The organism is Pantoea sp. GCM10028869 (genome assembly GCF_042666835.1).
GTDB lineage: Bacteria > Pseudomonadota > Gammaproteobacteria > Enterobacterales > Enterobacteriaceae > Pantoea > Pantoea leporis.
This window is the reverse complement of the sequence record NZ_JBHTGO010000001.1, coordinates 52,326-68,890: the sequence shown is the minus strand read 5'-3', so window position 1 is coordinate 68,890 and position 16,565 is coordinate 52,326. Positions and strand designations below refer to the sequence as shown.

16 protein-coding genes are annotated in these 16,565 nt (G+C 58.1%); 7 read left to right on the top strand and 9 right to left on the bottom strand.

The genetic code is table 11. The features are described from left to right. Window position 1 precedes the first annotated feature (1 nt). From ACFQW4_RS00305 to yahO, 4 genes are all read left to right on the top strand, one after another. On the top strand, window positions 2-1,231 hold the full coding sequence (locus ACFQW4_RS00305) for a protein-disulfide reductase DsbD family protein (protein WP_377723043.1): 1,230 nt from the start codon (window positions 2-4) through the stop codon (window positions 1,229-1,231). A 17-nt stretch (window positions 1,232-1,248) separates the two neighbouring features. Beyond that, on the top strand, window positions 1,249-1,806 hold the full coding sequence (locus ACFQW4_RS00300; RefSeq protein ID WP_101761696.1) for a sigma-70 family RNA polymerase sigma factor: 558 nt from the start codon (window positions 1,249-1,251) through the stop codon (window positions 1,804-1,806). Next, window positions 1,793-2,422 carry an NrsF family protein gene (locus tag ACFQW4_RS00295; RefSeq protein WP_377723040.1) on the top strand — a complete coding sequence of 210 codons (630 nt, stop codon included), beginning with the start codon at window positions 1,793-1,795 and terminating at the stop codon, window positions 2,420-2,422. The genes ACFQW4_RS00300 and ACFQW4_RS00295 overlap by 14 nt, the downstream gene beginning before the upstream one ends. A gap of 162 nt (window positions 2,423-2,584) precedes the next feature. Further along, a complete protein-coding gene (yahO, locus tag ACFQW4_RS00290; RefSeq protein WP_101761698.1) occupies window positions 2,585-2,854 on the top strand; it encodes a DUF1471 family periplasmic protein YahO in 270 nt (89 codons plus the stop codon). A 167-nt stretch (window positions 2,855-3,021) separates the two neighbouring features. On the opposite strand, the gene ACFQW4_RS00285 is transcribed toward yahO, so the two are convergent. Further along, window positions 3,022-4,089 carry an SDR family oxidoreductase gene (locus ACFQW4_RS00285; RefSeq protein ID WP_101761699.1) on the bottom strand — a complete coding sequence of 356 codons (1,068 nt, stop codon included), beginning with the start codon at window positions 4,087-4,089 and terminating at the stop codon, window positions 3,022-3,024. Window positions 4,090-4,189: 100 nt separating this feature from the next. On the opposite strand from ACFQW4_RS00285, the gene ACFQW4_RS00280 reads away from it, so the two are divergent. Continuing rightward, window positions 4,190-5,092, top strand: coding sequence for a LysR family transcriptional regulator (locus ACFQW4_RS00280; protein ID WP_101761700.1), 903 nt, complete (start codon window positions 4,190-4,192; stop codon window positions 5,090-5,092). A 90-nt stretch (window positions 5,093-5,182) separates the two neighbouring features. On the opposite strand, the gene ACFQW4_RS00275 is transcribed toward ACFQW4_RS00280, so the two are convergent. The 7 genes from ACFQW4_RS00275 to ACFQW4_RS00245 all read right to left on the bottom strand — a co-directional run bounded on the left by ACFQW4_RS00275 (window position 5,183) and on the right by ACFQW4_RS00245 (window position 13,256). Further along, the gene (locus tag ACFQW4_RS00275; protein WP_061719142.1) at window positions 5,183-5,833 is read right to left on the bottom strand and encodes a methionine ABC transporter permease; all 651 of its coding nucleotides are present in this window, start codon (window positions 5,831-5,833) and stop codon (window positions 5,183-5,185) included. Further along, window positions 5,817-6,917: a methionine ABC transporter ATP-binding protein gene (locus tag ACFQW4_RS00270; RefSeq protein WP_377723036.1), complete on the bottom strand. Its 1,101-nt coding sequence runs from the start codon at window positions 6,915-6,917 to the stop codon at window positions 5,817-5,819. The genes ACFQW4_RS00275 and ACFQW4_RS00270 overlap by 17 nt, the downstream gene beginning before the upstream one ends. Before the next feature lie 2 nt (window positions 6,918-6,919). Then, complete coding sequence (locus ACFQW4_RS00265; RefSeq protein WP_377723034.1) at window positions 6,920-7,726, bottom strand: MetQ/NlpA family ABC transporter substrate-binding protein; 807 nt, start codon at window positions 7,724-7,726, stop codon at window positions 6,920-6,922. 20 nt (window positions 7,727-7,746) lie between these two features. Further along, complete coding sequence (locus ACFQW4_RS00260; RefSeq protein ID WP_377723032.1) at window positions 7,747-9,108, bottom strand: LLM class flavin-dependent oxidoreductase; 1,362 nt, start codon at window positions 9,106-9,108, stop codon at window positions 7,747-7,749. Beyond that, window positions 9,105-10,307, bottom strand: coding sequence for an SfnB family sulfur acquisition oxidoreductase (locus tag ACFQW4_RS00255; RefSeq protein ID WP_377723030.1), 1,203 nt, complete (start codon window positions 10,305-10,307; stop codon window positions 9,105-9,107). The genes ACFQW4_RS00260 and ACFQW4_RS00255 overlap by 4 nt, the downstream gene beginning before the upstream one ends. Before the next feature lie 9 nt (window positions 10,308-10,316). Further along, window positions 10,317-11,522 (bottom strand): SfnB family sulfur acquisition oxidoreductase, encoded by a 1,206-nt coding sequence (locus ACFQW4_RS00250; RefSeq protein ID WP_377723028.1) that lies wholly within the window; start codon window positions 11,520-11,522, stop codon window positions 10,317-10,319. A gap of 303 nt (window positions 11,523-11,825) precedes the next feature. Beyond that, a complete protein-coding gene (locus ACFQW4_RS00245; RefSeq protein ID WP_377723026.1) occupies window positions 11,826-13,256 on the bottom strand; it encodes a hypothetical protein in 1,431 nt (476 codons plus the stop codon). A gap of 275 nt (window positions 13,257-13,531) precedes the next feature. Here ACFQW4_RS00245 and ACFQW4_RS00240 point away from each other — a divergent pair, with 275 nt between their 5' ends. Next, window positions 13,532-14,926, top strand: coding sequence for an amidase (locus tag ACFQW4_RS00240; RefSeq protein ID WP_377723024.1), 1,395 nt, complete (start codon window positions 13,532-13,534; stop codon window positions 14,924-14,926). Between the two features lie 118 nt (window positions 14,927-15,044). Further along, the gene (locus tag ACFQW4_RS00235) at window positions 15,045-15,992 is read left to right on the top strand and encodes a helix-turn-helix domain-containing protein (protein WP_377723022.1); all 948 of its coding nucleotides are present in this window, start codon (window positions 15,045-15,047) and stop codon (window positions 15,990-15,992) included. Here the strand turns inward: ACFQW4_RS00235 and ACFQW4_RS00230 are convergent. Continuing rightward, window positions 15,981-16,559, bottom strand: coding sequence for an ANTAR domain-containing response regulator (locus ACFQW4_RS00230; RefSeq protein ID WP_377723020.1), 579 nt, complete (start codon window positions 16,557-16,559; stop codon window positions 15,981-15,983). The genes ACFQW4_RS00235 and ACFQW4_RS00230 overlap by 12 nt on opposite strands. Window positions 16,560-16,565: the final 6 nt, after the last annotated feature.

Below are 16,565 nucleotides of genomic sequence, written 5' to 3'. Positions count from 1 at the left end.
GATGTTAACCGCCATGCTGGCCGCCTTCATCGGCGGCATCATTCTGAACTTAATGCCCTGCGTGTTTCCGGTGATCTCGCTGAAAGCGCTCGGCCTGTTGCGCCATACCGATAACGCCGCCAGCGCGCGTCGCGAAGGCTTGGGCTTTTTACTCGGCGTTGTGGTGACCATGATGGCGCTGGCGGGCATCCTGCTGGCGGCACGCGCCGGTGGTGCGGCGGTTGGCTGGGGTTTCCAGCTGCAATCGCCGCTGGTGATCGCCTTGCTGTCGCTGGTGATCCTCGCCGCCGCGCTCAACTTGCTCGGCGTGTTTGAAGTGGGCTTATCCGTGCAGCGCGTCGGCTCGGTTGATGTTGGTCGCGGTGCCTTTACGCGTTCGGCATTAACCGGTGCGCTGGCAATCGTCGTCGCCACGCCGTGCGCCGCACCCTTTATGGCGAGCGCCATTGGTTATGCGTTGGTGCAGCCGCCTGCCGTCGCCTTAGTGATCTTCTTTGCGCTGGCCATCGGCTTCGCCGCACCGTTCACGCTAGTTTCACTGTTCCCGGCGCTGGCGAAATTCCTGCCGCGTCCCGGCGCATGGATGGATGTATTGAAACGCGGTCTGGCGTTCCCGATGTTTGGCGCGTATGCCTGGCTGGTGTGGGTGCTGGCGCAGCAAGCGGGAAGCGCGGCGCTGGCCACCTTGCTGGCCGCTTCCGTGGTGGTCGCCTTCGCCGGCTGGTTGTACGGCATGGCGCAACATCGCCACTTTGCCGGTAAAAGTCACAAGGTGCTGTTTGCCGTTACGGCGCTGCTGATTATCGCGGTGATCGCCCCGCTGCCAACGCTGATCAAACCCGGTGCAGGCCTGGCGGGCGATCAGTTGACGGCGGAAGTGACCAAAGCCAAATGGACGCCGCAGGCGGTTGAAGCGCAGCGCGGTCACGGGAAAGCGATCTTTGTCGATTTCACCGCATCCTGGTGCATCACCTGTCAGGTGAATGAGAAAACCTCGCTCTCAACCCTGGCGGTTAAAGAGGCCATTGCCAAAACCGGTACGCTGTACATGGTGGCAGATTCCACTAAATTTAACCCGGACGTGGATGACACCATGAGTGAGTTTGGTCAGGGCGGATTACCGATGTATCTGGTCTATCCTGCCGACGGCGGACCGCCCAAAGTGCTGCCGCAGGTGCTGACACCGAGTATTGTGGTGAACGCACTCAACCAGGCGAGCAAGAAGGCGTAAGAACAACAAGGCGGATTATGCAAACAAGCGATAGCGCGCGTGAAGGTTGGCCCGCGCTAATGGAACAGGCGCAGGCGGGCGATCAGCTCGCCTATACCCGACTGCTGAAAGCGCTGGTGCCGGTGATTCGTTCGCAAACACGCAAACAGATCGCCGATGATGCACTGGTAGAAGATGTGATTCAGGATGTGCTGCTAACGGTGCATCGGGTGCGTCACACCTATGATCCTGCCTACCCTTTTTTACCCTGGCTGATGGCGATTATCTCGGCGCGCGCGATTGATGCGCTGCGGCGACGTGGCCGCCATCAGCAGTGGGAAGTTAACAACGATATCGTGCCGGAAGCCGCCAGTGCGCCAGACGCACCACAGCATGACTCGCAGGAAGAGCTGGCCGGATATCTGCGCCAGCTCCCTTCGCGTCAGCGCGAAATTGTCGAACATGTGCATCTGCGCGAAATGAGCCTGACGGAAGCGGCCGCGCATAACAATCTGAGTGTGGCCGCGGTGAAATCGCTGCTGCATCGCGCGCTGACCAATCTGCGCCGCTTTGGAGCCAATCATGACCGATCATGACCTGTTAATTGAAAAACTCGGGCGCGAGATGCGACCGGTTAAACCGCTGCGATCCACTAGCTGGCGCGTTATCACCTGGCTACTGATGGCATTGCCCTGCGGCATTGCCGCCAGCTTCCTGGTGCAGCGCAGTTTCACCGACTGGGCGCAGCCGGGCGCACTGCAGGCCATCCTGCAGCTGGTGCTGGCCTTTGTACTCGGCACGCTGGCAATCCGCAGCGCCTTCAACATGAGCATCGCCGGACGCCGCAGTATCAGCTGGAAAGCGCTGCTGCCGATTGGCCTGCTGTGGCTCGGCATGAGCATCAGCCAGATTCCCGGTGAAGTGCCGATCGAACATGACAATGACAGCGCGCGCTGCTTCACCTTTCTGCTGGTGGTCAGCACACCGATGATGGTGCTGATGATCGCCAGCCTACGCCGCACCCGCGCATTGCATCCGGTGCGCAGCCTGGCGATGGCCGGTTTGGGCGTCTCCTGCATGGCGGTCACGCTGCTGGCATTTTGCCATCCGGTGCATCTGCATCCGCTGGATTTTGCCATGCATCTGGCGGCGATAGCGACGATTGTGGCGATGACGGTGCTGGTGGGGAAACGTTGGGTGACGTTGAAGTGAGTCGAGTGAAAGAGTGCAATGGTTAAGTTAATTCTTTGGTGTGATATTTCCATGCAAAAGATTAAAAATCGGCTCACCCATATTGTAAATACGTTATTTCTAAACTATAGAATAATAGCAATATAATTACATTCCCATCAATTACCTCATCCAAGGATACGTATGAAAAAGTTAATTTTCGTATTATTAGCAAGCTCGGTATCTTTCAGCTCACTCGCCGCAGACCTGATGAGCAAAGTTGAGTTTGAAAAGGTAAAAGATCAATATGTAGAGGTAGGGAACATTTCCACCTCAGGTGAAACGGATCCCGCCAGCGCCAGAGAGGAACTGTCTAAATTGGCTGAAGAAAAAGGCGGCGATATCTTTGTCGTAACCTCCGCGAATACCAATAACAAAATACATGGTACCGCCATCGTTTATAAGAAAAAGTAAGTTTCCATTTTGCCTCAGTATAAGCTTAAAAACCTGGCTTATGCTGGGGCATTATTTTCATTAAATTAAATTATCGATCCGGTTGCCTGACAATAAAGCGGATGGTGTGTCGCTATATTTTAATGATGCAAAAGCGGCCCCTATGAGCCGCCCTTTTCAATCAAAATTTACTGCGGAATCACTTTCTCCGCTTTCAGTCGATCAAATAACTGCGTAAATGAATCCAGCGTTGAACGATAACCGGTGAAGCCCGCTTTGCGGCTCTTGCTCATGTCGGTAAACGCTTCCATTGGGCGTCCCAAATCCGCGTCGGTATGCCACCATGATGCCAGTTTAGTGATGTCCGCTTCACGCAATTGATAACGTGCCGCCACCTCGCGCCACGTTTCAGCCGCATCCTGCATGCGTCCTTCTAGTGGCATCATCTGCGCCGGATACTCCGCCGCTTCCACGCCAAAGTAAGCCGCCAGACGTGGCCACAACCAGTTCCAGCGGAACACATCGCCGTTCACCGCGTTGAAATCCTGATTGGCCGCTTCTGCCGCAGTTGCGGCCCACAGCAGCTGTTCTGCCAGCAAACCCGCGTCGGTCACGTCGGACACACCGTTCCACTGCTCTGGCGAACCCGGGAAGATAAACGGCAAACCTTGCTCGCGGCACAGCGTGGCATACACCGCCAGCGTCTGGCCCATATTCATCGCGTTACCCAGCGCAAAGCCCACAATCGAGTGCGGACGATGTACGCTCCAGCGATAGCCATATTTGTCCGCACCGGCAAACACCTCGTCTTCCTGCGCGTAATAGAAGTTATCGACCGGCTGGCGGCCCTGCTCTTCGCGGAATGGCGTCACCGGCACTGCGCCTTTACCGTAGGCTTCGAACGGGCCGAGGTAATGCTTCAGGCCGGTCACCAGCGCCACATGCGATCCCTTCAGACGCTCGCCCAGTGCTTCAATGACGTTACGCACCATGCCGCCATTGACGCGGATGTTCTCTTTCTCATTTTCCTGGCGCGACCAGACGCTAAAGAACAGCGCATCCGGCTGCTCTTCTGCCAGCGCAGCACGCACCGCATCACCATCCGTTAGATCGGCGGTCAGGCTGCGGCAACCTTCCGGCACTGCGCCACGTCCGCGCGATAAACCGCTGACCTGCCAACCTTCGCGCTGCAATTTTTCCGCCAGCGCACGTCCAATCACACCGCTAATGCCTACAATCAATGCCTGCTTTTGCATTTCAATTCTCCTTGGTTTCAGTAATGATAAGTTTAATAGAGAATTTAATTCCTATCATTGGCATTAATTCACGGCATTCACAACCTGAGTTCACGAATCCATGCACGATCAGCGCCTGAAAGATATCGTTCCTTTTGTTGCCAGCGTCGAGGGCGGCAGCTTTGCCGCCGCCGCTGAGCGCCTGCATCTCACGGGTTCGGCGGTGAGCAAAAGCGTGACGCGGCTGGAAACCCGCCTGGGTTCGCGCCTGCTGGAGCGCACCACCCGCAGCCTGAAACTCACCGACGCCGGAAACGCCTATTACCAAACCTGTTTACGCATCATGGAGGAGCTGGCAGAAGCCGAAGCGGTGCTGGCGGCGCAGCGCACCATTCCTTCCGGGCGCTTGCGATTAGCGGTGCCGAACACCTATGGACGCCTCGGCGTGATGCCGCTGCTGATTCCGTTTTGCCACCAGCATCCGGATGTGGAGCTCAATCTGACTTTTTCCGATCGCTTTATCGATCTGTTTGATGAAGGGATTGATGTTGCGGTGCGCATTGGTGGATCGCCGGATCTGCCCGCCTCGCTGGGCTGTCGCCAGATGGGCCGCGAACGCATGGTGTTTTGCGCATCACCCGATTATCTGGCGCGCGTGGGTCGGCCCACCAGCGAAGCCGAATTGTTGCAGCATCAGGCGATCATGTATGAACGCGTCGATGGCAGCACCAAGCCGTGGCTGTTCACCACGGAAGATGGCTATCCGCACTGGCGTAACCTGCCGCACCGCATGGCGCTGGGTGATGTGGATGCGCAGATGCAGGCGCTGTGTGCCGGATTAGGCGTGGCACAGATGCCATCATGGCTGGTGCGGGAGCCGCTGGCGCGCGGCGAGCTGGAGATCATTCTGCCCGAGCAGCAGCCGGATGGTTTGGCCTTAACCCTGATTTGGCCGCGCCGCAAGCAGCTGTTACCCAAAGTGGATGCGTTGCTGGCGGCGTTAGAGGGATTGCAGATCAGATAGAAACATAAGGTCAAAAGCGCGCGATGAATCGCGCCGCTATCCCTCTGCACACCTGGCGTAGCGGCGCAATTTATTGCGCTTTTCTTGATATCAACGGTGATTCAACCGGCGCGACAACCTGTCGCCAAAGAACTGCAGCACCGTCACCAACGCCACCAGCACCACAATCACCGTCAGCATCACCTGCATATCAAAACGCTGATAACCATAACGATACGCCAAATCGCCCAAGCCGCCCGCACCAATCGCGCCGGCCATCGCCGAGGCGTTAATCATCGTCACCAGCGTAATGGTAAACCCGCTCACAATGCCGGGCCGCGCTTCGGGCAATAAGACATGCCAGATAATATGCCAGCGATGAAAACCCATCGCCTGCGCCGCTTCGGTCAGCCCTTTATCCACTTCGCGCAGGCTCACTTCGGCGATACGCGCAAAGAACGGCGTCGCCGCCAGCGTCAGCGGCACCACCGCCGCCCACACGCCGTAGGTGGTGCCGACGATCCAGCGGGTAAAAGGAATCAGCGCCACCATCAGAATCAAAAACGGGATCGAGCGGAACAGGTTCACCACCCAGCCCAGCACGCGATTCAGCAGCGGGCTGGGAAACAGATCGCCGCGTCCGGTTACCACCAGAATCACCGCCATCGGCAAACCCAGCGCCAGCGCCAGCAGCGACGACACGCCCACCATCAGCAGCGTATCCAGCAGCCCAATCCATAAACGATCAATAGCCAGTGACATAGCCCGGTATCTCCAGTTGATCCGCAATCGGGGTTAAACGCGTCCGCGCGGTGTCAGCGTCATGCTGCGCATCAAGCAGCAGCAACATTTGCCCGGTCGGTTTGCTGTCCACCCACTCCACCGCGCTATACATTAACGTCAGTTCCCCGCCAACCCGTGCGCTTAGCGCCGCCAAATCCGGCTGTGCGCCCTGTCCGGTGTAGCGCAACCGCACCAGCAGACGTGAATCGCCACGCTCGCGCGTCGGCGTCAGCAGCGGTTGAATCGTTTCCGGCAGCGCGCTGAACTGCGGATTGAGCAGCTGTCGCGTAGTCTCTTGCTGCGGATCGCTGTACACCTGCCACACCGGCCCGCGCTCGATGATTTCGCCCTGATCGATTACCGCCACCTGATGGCAGAGATCGTGCACCACGTCCATTTCATGGGTAATCAGCACAATGGTGATGTGACGCTGTTGATTGATCTTCTTCAGCAGCGCCAGAATCGAGCGCGTGGTTTCTGGATCGAGTGCCGAGGTGGCTTCATCACACAGCAGCAATTCGGGATCGTGCACCAGCGCGCGCGCAATGCCAACGCGCTGCTTCTGCCCGCCGGACAATTGCGCTGGCCACGCGTGCTGGCGCTGCTCAAGGCCCACCAGCGCCAGCAGTTCATCCACTTTGCGCCGCCGCTGCGCCGCAGGCACGCCCGCCACTTTCATCGGCAGCTCGATGTTTTCACGCACCGTTTTCGCCGACAGCAAATTGAAGTGCTGGAAAATCATGCCGGTACCGCGTCGCCAATCCACCAGTTGACGATCGCTCAGCGTGCTTAGGTCAATCCCGTCAATCACCACCTGACCGCGAGTAGGCTTTTCCAGCCGATTAAGGCAGCGGATCAGCGTCGATTTACCGGCCCCGCTACGGCCAATGATGCCGAAAATCTCGCCGCGCTTAACCTGCAGATCGACCTCTTTCAGCGCATCCTGAGTTTGGCCGGGATAGCGTTTACTCAAGCCACGAATCTGCACGTGGATTTTCCCTGCCGTCTCGGCCGTCGGTGACAGCAACGCATCGCGCTCGCCGGGTAGCGTCAGGCTCACCATGCTTACTGGCTCCAGCCCGGCTGATACAGCTTGCCGTAAAAGTCATCGAGTTTGGCGCGCACCACCGGCGAATGCTGGTAGATATCAACGAACTTCGCCAGGCGCGGATCGTTCTGATGACCGTCGCGGATCACGAACTGAATCACATATTCCGGATGCTCCAGGCCATCGAACAGCAGCGCATTGTTCGGATCGATGGTCTTCGACAGGCGCAGATAGTGCGGATAACCCTGCGCTAAATCGACTTCATCCAGCGAACGCGACAGCTGCACCGCTTCCACTTCGATAATCTTCAGATGCTTTGGATTACTGACAATGTCATCCACGGTAGATTTGAGGCCCGCGCCCGGTTTTAAGCTAATCAGCCTGGCTTTTTGCAGCAGCAGCAGGCCGCGCGCGCCGTTAATCGGATCGTTGGCAATCGCCACCGTGCCGCCATCGGGAATCTGGTCAATCGCGGTATGTTTCTTCGAATAGAGCCCGATGTTGTTGATGATCGCCGGCGCGAACGGCACCAGATGGAATCCGCCCTGCTGGTTGGCGTTTTCCAGGAACGGTTTGTGCTGGAACAGGTTCACATTGATATCGCCGTTTTCCACGCTGACGTTCGGCGCGGTCCAGTCGGTGAACTCCACCAGCTCAACGTTCAAACCCTGTTTTTTCGCCTCAGCCACCGCGGTTTCCAGCGGCGGCGCAAAGGCTGCTGTAGTACCGACTTTCAGCGGCCCGCTGTAGTTTTCGGCGGCGACGGCGCTAAACGCCAGCAGTGCGACGCTGGCAGCCAGCGCAAAATGACGTGCAATGTTCATATCAGATCCCTGAGGTTAAATTAACGAAGGTTAACGCCGTCGCGCCAGCGCGCCGCCGGATGGCGATCGGGCAAGCGGTCCTGCTGTTGAAAAATTTTCTGCCGCAATGAACCGGGCTGATACGCGGTCTTGAAGCGGCCGCGCTGCTGTAATTCCGGCACCACCAGATCGATAAAATCGCGGTAGCTCTGCGGATTAAGGATGCGCGTCAGGTTAAAGCCGTCGATATCGCCTTCGTCGATCCACTTAATCAGCGCATCCGCGACCTGGCTCGGATTGCCAACGATCAGCGGATAGCGGCTGCCCATCGCGTGCTGCTCCAGCAAACGACGCCGCGTCCAGCCGCTGAAGGCTTTGCTCACCGATTCTATGGCGCGCGTGTCGCCGGTCTGAATCGGCTCATCGAGTTCGAACGCCGCCAAATCCAGACCAATCGAGCTGGAGAAGTGCGCGATGCCGGCTTCTGGGCTGGCGTAGGCGAGGTAGCTTTGATGCTTCTCCTGCGCTTCACGTTCGGTGGGCGCGACAATCACGCTGACGCCCATAAAGATGCGCAGATCGTTAGGATGGCGTCCGGCCTCCACCGCCGCCTGGCGCAAGCGCGTCGATTGCTCGCGCATCGCTGCCGGTGACGCGGCATTCACAAAGCTGCACTCGGCGTGACGTCCGGCAAACTGCACGCCGCGCGCCGAGGAACCGGCCTGGAACAGCAGCGGCGTGCGCTGCGGCGACGGGCTGCTCAGGTGATAACCCTGCACCTGATAGAACTCGCCCTGATGATTGATTTGGTGGATTTTATTGGCATCGGCGTAGCGACGATTGGCTTTATCCTGCACCAACGCATCATCCTGCCAGCTGCCTTCCCACAGCTTGTAGGTGACATCGAGAAACTCATCGGCCTGATCATAGCGGCGATCGTGCGCCAGCAGCTGTTGCTGGCCCATGGCACGCGCGGCGCTATCAAGATAACCAGTGACGATGTTCCAGCCGAGGCGCCCTTTGGTCAGGTGGTCGAGCGTGGAAAGGCGGCGCGCGAACGGATACGGCGCTTCATAACTCAGGTTGGCGGTGACGCCAAAACCCAGATGCTGCGTAACGCTGGCCATGCCGGAAATCAGCATCAGCGGATCGTTCACCGGCAGCTGAATCGACTCTTTGGCGGTCAGGCCAATGCCTTGCTGATAGACGTCATACACGCCGAGAATATCGGCGATAAACAGCCCATCAAACAGCCCGCGCTCCAGCAAGCGCGCCAGATCCAGCCAGTAATCCAGTGAGTTGAAATCCACCGAACGATCCTGTGGATGCGTCCACATACCGTGATGAATGTGCCCAACGCAGTTCATATTGAAGGCGTTGAGCAGAATCTGTTTTTGACTCATATCGTCCCCCGACGCGGCGGCAACACGCCATTCAGCAGGTAGTTGCCGATGGCCGGATATTTCCAGCGCACCGGATCGTGCAAAGTATGGGTACGCGCATTGCGCCAGTGACGGTCAAAGTTATGCTCGCGCAGGCTGGAACGCGATCCGCCAAGTTCAAACAGCAAATTGCTGGCCTCCAGCGACACGTCCGTGGTCCAGGCGCGGGCTTTGGCGACGTCTACCGATGCCAGCGCCACGTTTTCGGCGCTGGGATCGCGCTGCGCCACGTCAACCGCATCACCCGCAATCGCCAACAGCGCATCGCCGGCGCTCAAACGTGCGGCCAGACGACCGGTGCGATCAAGCGTCAGTGGATCGTCGCTCGCACGATCGACGCCGCTGTCCGGCCACGGCCGCGCGCGTTGACGCAGGAAATCGAGCATGTCGTCAAACGCCGCCCGCGCGATGCCCTGATCGATAGCCGCATGCATAATCTGCGCAAAGGGCCCAACGGTGCTCGGACGCTCAAACGCCGTCTGGAACGGCACCACATCTTCCGGCGCAATGGCTACGTCGCGGAACTGCACGCTGCCGCTGCCGGTGGTGCGCTGACCGAAGCCGCTCCAGTCATCAATCACGTTGACGCCATGCTGATGACGCGGCACAAACACCAGCTGCTCCTTGCCATCATCGGCTATCGCCAGCGTCGGAATGCGATCGGCATACAGCGCGCCGGTGCAGTAAAATTTATTGCCGTTGAGGCGCAATCCTTCCGCCTGCTGCGAAACTGCCGTAGAACGCTGATGCGCGGCGGGCGAAGTGAATTCCGCCAGCGCGTTGCCGTGATGCACGCCTGCCACCACTTCAGCATAGAGCCGCTGTTTCTGCGCCTCGCTGCCGTTGATGCGCAACACTTCCAGCGCATAAAAATGGTTCTGCGGCACCTGACCAATCGAACCGTCGGCGGCGCTCAAAAGCACGAAAATCGCGGCCAGTTCGGCGGTAGAAATCTCAATGCCGCCAAAGTCACGCGGCACGGTGATGGCACCGAGCCCGGATTGGAACAGCTGCTGTAACTCGGTGTGCGGCAGTTCACGTTCGCGGTCGCGCTGGGCAGAACCGGCACGAAAACGCTCCGCCAGCTCCTGCGCGACCTGCAACGCCTGCTGGGCATTCTCAATGCGCGTCGCGCGCTGTTTAGGCGATACCTGCGTCATGGTCGCTCCTTAAATCCACGCATGACGCGCAGGCAGCGCATCATTGAGGTAATAGTTGCCGATGGCATGAGTTTTCCAGCGCACCGGATCGTGCAGCGTGTGGGTGCGCGCATTGCGCCAGTGACGATCGAGACCGTGGCGCAGCAAGGTGCCGCGACTGCCGCCCCATTCCAGCAGTTTCTCGCTGGCCCGCAGCGCCACTTCGGTGGTCAGCACTTTGGCTTCCGCTACCGCAATCGATGCGCGTGCGCAGTTTTCGGCGGTCAGCGCCTGTTGATCGATGCTGTCGAGTACGCGGGCAGCACGCGTCAGCAGCGCGTTGGCGGCGCTCAGTTCGGTGCTGATGCGACCCACATCGGCGAGGATGTAGGGATCGTCGGCATTGCGGCTGACATTGGCATCCACCCAGGGTCGCGAGCTGCTGCGCACAAACTCCAGCGCCTCATCCAGCGCACCTTGCGCAATGCCCGCATCAATCGCCGCCTGAATCAGCTGGGAAACTGCGCCGCGCAGCGTCGGCTTTTCAGCGGGAGGCAACGACATCAATAACGCGGGATCAACCACAACCTGATGCAACTTCACCGTACCGCTAGCGGTAGTGCGCTGGCCAATACCGGACCAGTCATCCACAATTTCCACGCCCGGCGTCGGCAGCGGAATAAAGGCCATTTTCGGCTGCTGATCGTGCATCACCGTGGTGACCAGAATGTCGGCGAACAGCGCGCCGGTAGAGTAAAACTTCTCGCCGGTGAGCTGCACGCCCTGTGACGTTGTCACTAGCTGTGCCTGTACGTCTCGCGTATGTTTGGTGTTTTTCTCCGGTCCGCCGTTGCCCAGACGTTTGCCCTGCACCACCGCGCTCAGCAGCCGCTGCTGTTGCGCGGCAGAACCCTCGCCAAGGATGAACTGGATCAGACCAAAGTGGTTTTGCGGGATTTGCCCCAGCGAGGGATCGCTGGCGGAGATCAGACGAAACACTTCGGCCATGGTCTGGTACGACAAACCCGCACCACCCAATTCGCGCGGCACGCTGATGCTGCCAAGTCCCAACGCGGTGAACTGGTTGAGCAGCGCGATGGGGTAAATGCGCTGCTGGTCGCGCTCGACTGCGCCACTTTTCGCCTGCCCGGCCAGATGGCGTGCGGCGGCGATGGCTTCTTCATCGCTGTTTAATACCGCTGCGCGGTTAATAATCTCGTCACTGTTTTGCGTCATAGCTGATTTCACTTTTACTGCACAGCGAAGTGTAAGCCTGCACTGAAAAACTCAGCAGGCCGTGGAATGAATAACGGATTGAAAGCGATGATAATCAGCGGGGTTAAAGCAAGTAAATAGCGCGGTTATGCTATATCCGGCAATGTGTTTCCATTATTAAGCTATGGATTTATTTAAGCACAACAACAGGCTAGCGGCGGCGCTGCGGGCAATTAGCGAGTATAAAAAAGCGGCGAGTAATTCTTAAGATCAAATAACGCTAAGAAAAGTTTAATTCCGCAAATAATGTAGCGGCGCGAAATATTAATTATTTAATTGCGCATCAAACTGCGCGGCAGCGAAACTGCGGGTGGATTCGCTTTTCACACTATGCGGAATCTGCACGCTATCGATTAACTTCGCCAGCTGATAGGTTTTCACCGTCTCATTTTGCGTTAGCTGCTGCGCATAATTCGCGGTCAAATCCCCTTTCTTATTCTGCGTCACCGAGGTCTGGCTGCGCTCTTCATCATCGATCAAATGATACTTATAGTTTTGCGACGACTTCTGTTCGGTCAGCTTCGCCGCTGAGACAGAATCCAGCGCGGTGTGGAAGCTGGCCTTGAGTTTAAACAGCGTTTGCTGGGTCAAATCCTGGGTATCACCATGCGTTTGCGTAGCGGTTTTTTGCGCCACGTTCAGGGAGAAGGTGTCTTGCTCTTCCGGCTTATACGGATTACCGGAAACCGGCGTCTGCTGATAGCTCGCCGAGAAGTCCGCCAGTCCGCTGATTGCGCCGTTCTTCGCCGCATTGGCATCAATCGACTTCACACGCTGCGTATTGATGCTTTCAGCCGCTCTGCCTTCGGTGGTATTGAGCGCGCGGAAGCTGTCTTTAAACAGCGTCAGCATGTCGCTATCGCCGTGACCGCGCGAAGCGGCCTGATCAAATTTGCTGCTCCACTGATCCAGCGCCGCTGCCTGCTGTGCCGCGCTGCCCGCCTGCGTCAGTTTCGAAACATCGGTATCGAGTTTGATGCTGACATCGCCGTTGTGGAAGCCGAGCCAGCGCGCCTGATCGTCGGCATGCAAGTTCAGCGACTGCGTGACGTTATTGCCATTACGCAGATCGGTCTTCAAATCGACGCTTTTCAACACTGAAGTGTCGAACTTCATCAGATCGCTGATATCGAGTTTGGTGGTGCTGCCATCCAGGCCATCCAGCGCCTTCTGCAAACCGGCGGATAGCTGGCCCATCGCCGACGCTTCAACGTTGTTAAGCTGGCCGCCGCTGGTTTTCAGCTCCACCACCATGCCGCCCTGTTGACGCGTCATCTGCAAACTCACCTGCACACCAGATTGGGTAGTGATGGTCAGCGCCAGCGCACTTTGGCTGCTGCTCCGCGCACCGTTCAGCGCTTCCGTCGCTGGCACGCTTAAGGTTACGTCGCCGCGATGGCTGGCCAGATTACTTAATAAGGTGCTGCCGAGACCGTTCATGCCGACGCCGCTGGCGTGCGCGGCACCGTTGAGCTGCGCTTGCAAGCTGCTGGTGACATCGACGGAACTCTTGACCTGCGCGGGCTCGATTTTGTAGATCGCGGCGATGGCATCACTCGCCTCGCTGAAGGTGACTTTGGTCGACGCTTCCGCCGTCAGAGCGTTTTGCGCGGATTTGTTGTTCACCGCCGGCGTCACCACCGCATTCGATGCGATTAAATTTCTCAGTACGCTGCTGCCAATCCCATTTAGCATGAAAATAATCCTCGTTGTGTACTATTCCTGAAATTTATCGGCGAAATGTTCAGCTGCTTTAATGCTTTTTACCCTCACCGTAACCCTCTCCCATAAACGGGAGAGGGAACCGATTGTGCACCGTCTGCTCTCTCTCCCGCCTGCAGAAGAGGGCTGGGGTGAGGGAAATGGATTGGCAGTTCTGACATACCATCTGTCCGCCTAAACACAGCCGCACTTCACGCAGTGACTTAGGTTATTCATCAACACATCTCTCACTCACGAGGTAGGTCACGATGGATAATCTGCATTACAAAAGCTTGCTGGAAATTGGCCGCTTGATTCAGTCGGGCGAAATCTCTTCGGTAGAAGTTACGCAAACCCTGTTGACGCGCATCGCTACGCTCGATCGCGACTTACACAGCTACTTCTTCGTGATGCGCGACAGTGCGCTGCAACAGGCGGCTGAAGCCGATGCTGAAATAGCCCAAGGCAAAATGCGCGGTCCACTGCACGGCGTGCCAATCGCGCTCAAAGATCTGATCTGGACCAAAGACGCGCCCACCAGCCACGGCATGATCATCCACAAAGATCGTTACCCAACCGAAGACTCCACCGTGGTGGAGCGCTTCCGCGCGGCGGGGGCGGTGATTCTCGGCAAGCTGACGCAAACCGAAAGCGCCTTCGCCGATCACCATCCCGACATTACCCGGCCCAATAATCCGTGGGGCAGCGCGCTGTGGACCGGCGTTTCCTCCAGCGGATCCGGCGTCGCCACCGCCGCAGGGTTATGCTTCGGCTCAATTGGCACCGATACCGGCGGATCGATTCGTTTTCCCTCCAACGCCAACGGCCTGACCGGCATTAAACCGACGTGGGGCCGCGTCACGCGTCACGGTGCCTGTGAACTGGCGGCATCACTGGATCATATCGGCCCGATGGCACGTAACGCCGCCGATGCCGCCGCCATGTTGCAGGCGATTGCCGGTCGCGATGATAAAGATTCCACCTCCAGCAGCGAGCCGGTGCCCGATTATCTGGCGCTGATGACGCGCGGCATCAGCAAGATGCGTATCGGTGTTGATAAAAGCTGGGCGCTGGAGAAAGTCGACGAGGAGACGCGTGCTGCGCTGCAATCGGCGATCGCCACCTTGAGTTCGCTCGGCGCGACGCTGGTAGATATCACCTTGCCCGATACCGAAAAAGCCGCCGCCGAGTGGAGCGCACTCTGCGCCGTGGAAACTGCGCTGGCGCATGAAGACACTTATCCGGCGCAGAAAGATCACTACGGTCCGGGCCTGGCTGGTCTGCTGGATCTCGGTCACAGCGTCACCGCGCTGGAGTATCAACGTTTGCTACTCAGCCGTGCGGCGCTGCGCGGCGATATCTCCGCGCTCTTTACTCAGGTTGATCTGATTCTGGCACCGGCTACCGCGTATGCCGGATTGACCTGGGACACCATGACCCGTTTTGGTACCGATCAGGCACTGTTTAACGGCGTGCTGCGCTATACCAGTGCATTCGATGCCAGCGGTCATCCCACCATCACCCTGCCGTGCGGCAAAACCGCAGGCGGCGCGCCGATTGGCTTCCAACTGGTGGCAGCACATTTCGCTGAAACCACCATGATTCAGGGCGCGTGGGCCTTCCAGCAGGTCACCGACTGGCATAATCAGCATCCTGCGTTGTAAATCTGCGTCGTTTGCCGCCCCGATAGCTTCGGGGCGGTCATTTCACCCGCTCATGGCCTGAAACTTGCTTCAACTTCCTGACTTCCGCCCTTTTTCGCCATGTTTAGGGGATGCTGATATGAAAGAGCTTTTCACCACCGACGATCTCGATAACCGTCATCGCTTCGATGCCTGGCGTGATGCGGTGTGCTCGCGGCTGATCAACGCCCAAGCGCGACAGATGCATTCAGGCACTTTTTCCGGCAGCTTTGCCTATTCGATGCTCGGTCACATGGATATTGCCAATCACGTATCGCATACCGCGCTGATGTGGCAACGCACAGCAGAATGTATCCGCCGCCATCCTAATCACGATTTCTATCTGGGCTACGTCTGCGCCGGCAGCGGCACGCTGCGGCAGAATGGCCATCAATCACGCGTCAGCGCCGGCGATGTGGTGATTTACGATGCTGCCACGCCGTTTGATTTTACGATGGAGAAGGTGGCGATCAATATCGTGCATCTGCCACGTCACATCATGGAGAAGGAAGCGCCTGCCACCGCCAAACTGGCGGGCAAAACGCTGGATCTCACGCGCCCCGGCATGGCATCGCTCAAGCTGCTGCTGCAGGAAGCGTTCGTGTTTAATCCCGACCGCGAGAACCCGTTTCTGGCCGAGCAGTTTGCCAACACGCTGCTGAATATGATTTCGGTGAGCGTCAATTTACAGCACAGCGAAGAGGCGCTGAAGCCGGATCTTTACTCACGCGTAGTGAGTTTTCTGCGTCACAACCTGCAGGAGCCAGAGCTGTCGGTGGCGCAGATCGCCAATGCGCATCACGTCTCTCCGCGCACTATCAGCCGGGTGTTTGCCGCCCACGGCACCACGCCGATGAACTTTCTCTGGCAGGAGCGATTGCAGGCGTGTCATCGCATTCTCGCCGAAGGCAAAGCGCGCAATGTCACCCAGGTGGCGTTGGATCACGGCTTCAGCGATATGTCGCACTTCAGCCTGGCGTTCCGCAAAACCTTTGGTTATACGCCCAGCAGCCTGTTACGGCAGCCGGACGCGCCGCTACTTTTGTAGCGTGGTGATCACGCGCTCGGCGGTGAATTCCATGCTGCTGCGCGTGTTCATCGCTTCACGGCGCATCAAGCGGTACGCCCCCGATTCATCCAGCCCGAAGGTTTGCATTAGCACGCTTTTGGCCTGCGCCAGTCGCTCATTACGCGCTTGACGCGCCTGCTGTACCGCACGCAACCGCTGCTGATGACGCACGGTTTTTAGCGTGCCAATCATTTGCACAATCAAGGCAAACGGATTGAGCTCACGCGCAGCGATGGCATTCGGCTGGAGTTGCAGCAGTAGCGGAAACAGCCGTGCGTTGTGGCTATCCGCCAGCGCGATGATGGGAATATCCCTCTCGCGCGCACTGATAAACAGCGGGGTTAACAGTGGCTGCTGATGCATATCGATCGCCACCAGCAGCAGCTGCGTATCCGTGGAAAGTGACGCGGCAGGCGGCCAGCTGTGCTGCGCGTGACAGCCCAGCTGCGTCAGCGAGGCGCAAAACGCGCGCACGCTCTGTGAATCAGGATGGAAAATATGCAGCCGGACACCAGAAAGCGTTGCCAGTAATGATTGTTCAGTCATGGTTCA

Bases quoted from the DNA above. Each gene is read 5' to 3' on its own strand.
- ACFQW4_RS00260 (WP_377723032.1), bottom strand. From the start codon at position 9,108: ATGAGTCAAAAACAGATTCTGCTCAACGCCTTCAATATGAACTGCGTT.
- ACFQW4_RS00245 (WP_377723026.1), bottom strand. From the start codon at position 13,256: ATGCTAAATGGGATTGGCAGCAGCGTACTGAGAAATTTAATCGCATCG.
- ACFQW4_RS00275 (WP_061719142.1), bottom strand. From the start codon at position 5,833: ATGTCACTGGCTATTGATCGTTTATGGATTGGGCTGCTGGATACGCTG.
- ACFQW4_RS00295 (WP_377723040.1), top strand. From the start codon at position 1,793: ATGACCGATCATGACCTGTTAATTGAAAAACTCGGGCGCGAGATGCGA.
- ACFQW4_RS00250 (WP_377723028.1), bottom strand. From the start codon at position 11,522: ATGACGCAAAACAGTGACGAGATTATTAACCGCGCAGCGGTATTAAAC.
- ACFQW4_RS00265 (WP_377723034.1), bottom strand. From the start codon at position 7,726: ATGAACATTGCACGTCATTTTGCGCTGGCTGCCAGCGTCGCACTGCTG.
- ACFQW4_RS00230 (WP_377723020.1), bottom strand. From the start codon at position 16,559: ATGACTGAACAATCATTACTGGCAACGCTTTCTGGTGTCCGGCTGCAT.
- ACFQW4_RS00305 (WP_377723043.1), top strand. From the start codon at position 2: ATGTTAACCGCCATGCTGGCCGCCTTCATCGGCGGCATCATTCTGAAC.
- ACFQW4_RS00280 (WP_101761700.1), top strand. From the start codon at position 4,190: ATGCACGATCAGCGCCTGAAAGATATCGTTCCTTTTGTTGCCAGCGTC.
- ACFQW4_RS00240 (WP_377723024.1), top strand. From the start codon at position 13,532: ATGGATAATCTGCATTACAAAAGCTTGCTGGAAATTGGCCGCTTGATT.
- ACFQW4_RS00285 (WP_101761699.1), bottom strand. From the start codon at position 4,089: ATGCAAAAGCAGGCATTGATTGTAGGCATTAGCGGTGTGATTGGACGT.
- ACFQW4_RS00235 (WP_377723022.1), top strand. From the start codon at position 15,045: ATGAAAGAGCTTTTCACCACCGACGATCTCGATAACCGTCATCGCTTC.
- ACFQW4_RS00300 (WP_101761696.1), top strand. From the start codon at position 1,249: ATGCAAACAAGCGATAGCGCGCGTGAAGGTTGGCCCGCGCTAATGGAA.
- ACFQW4_RS00255 (WP_377723030.1), bottom strand. From the start codon at position 10,307: ATGACGCAGGTATCGCCTAAACAGCGCGCGACGCGCATTGAGAATGCC.
- yahO (WP_101761698.1), top strand. From the start codon at position 2,585: ATGAAAAAGTTAATTTTCGTATTATTAGCAAGCTCGGTATCTTTCAGC.
- ACFQW4_RS00270 (WP_377723036.1), bottom strand. From the start codon at position 6,917: ATGGTGAGCCTGACGCTACCCGGCGAGCGCGATGCGTTGCTGTCACCG.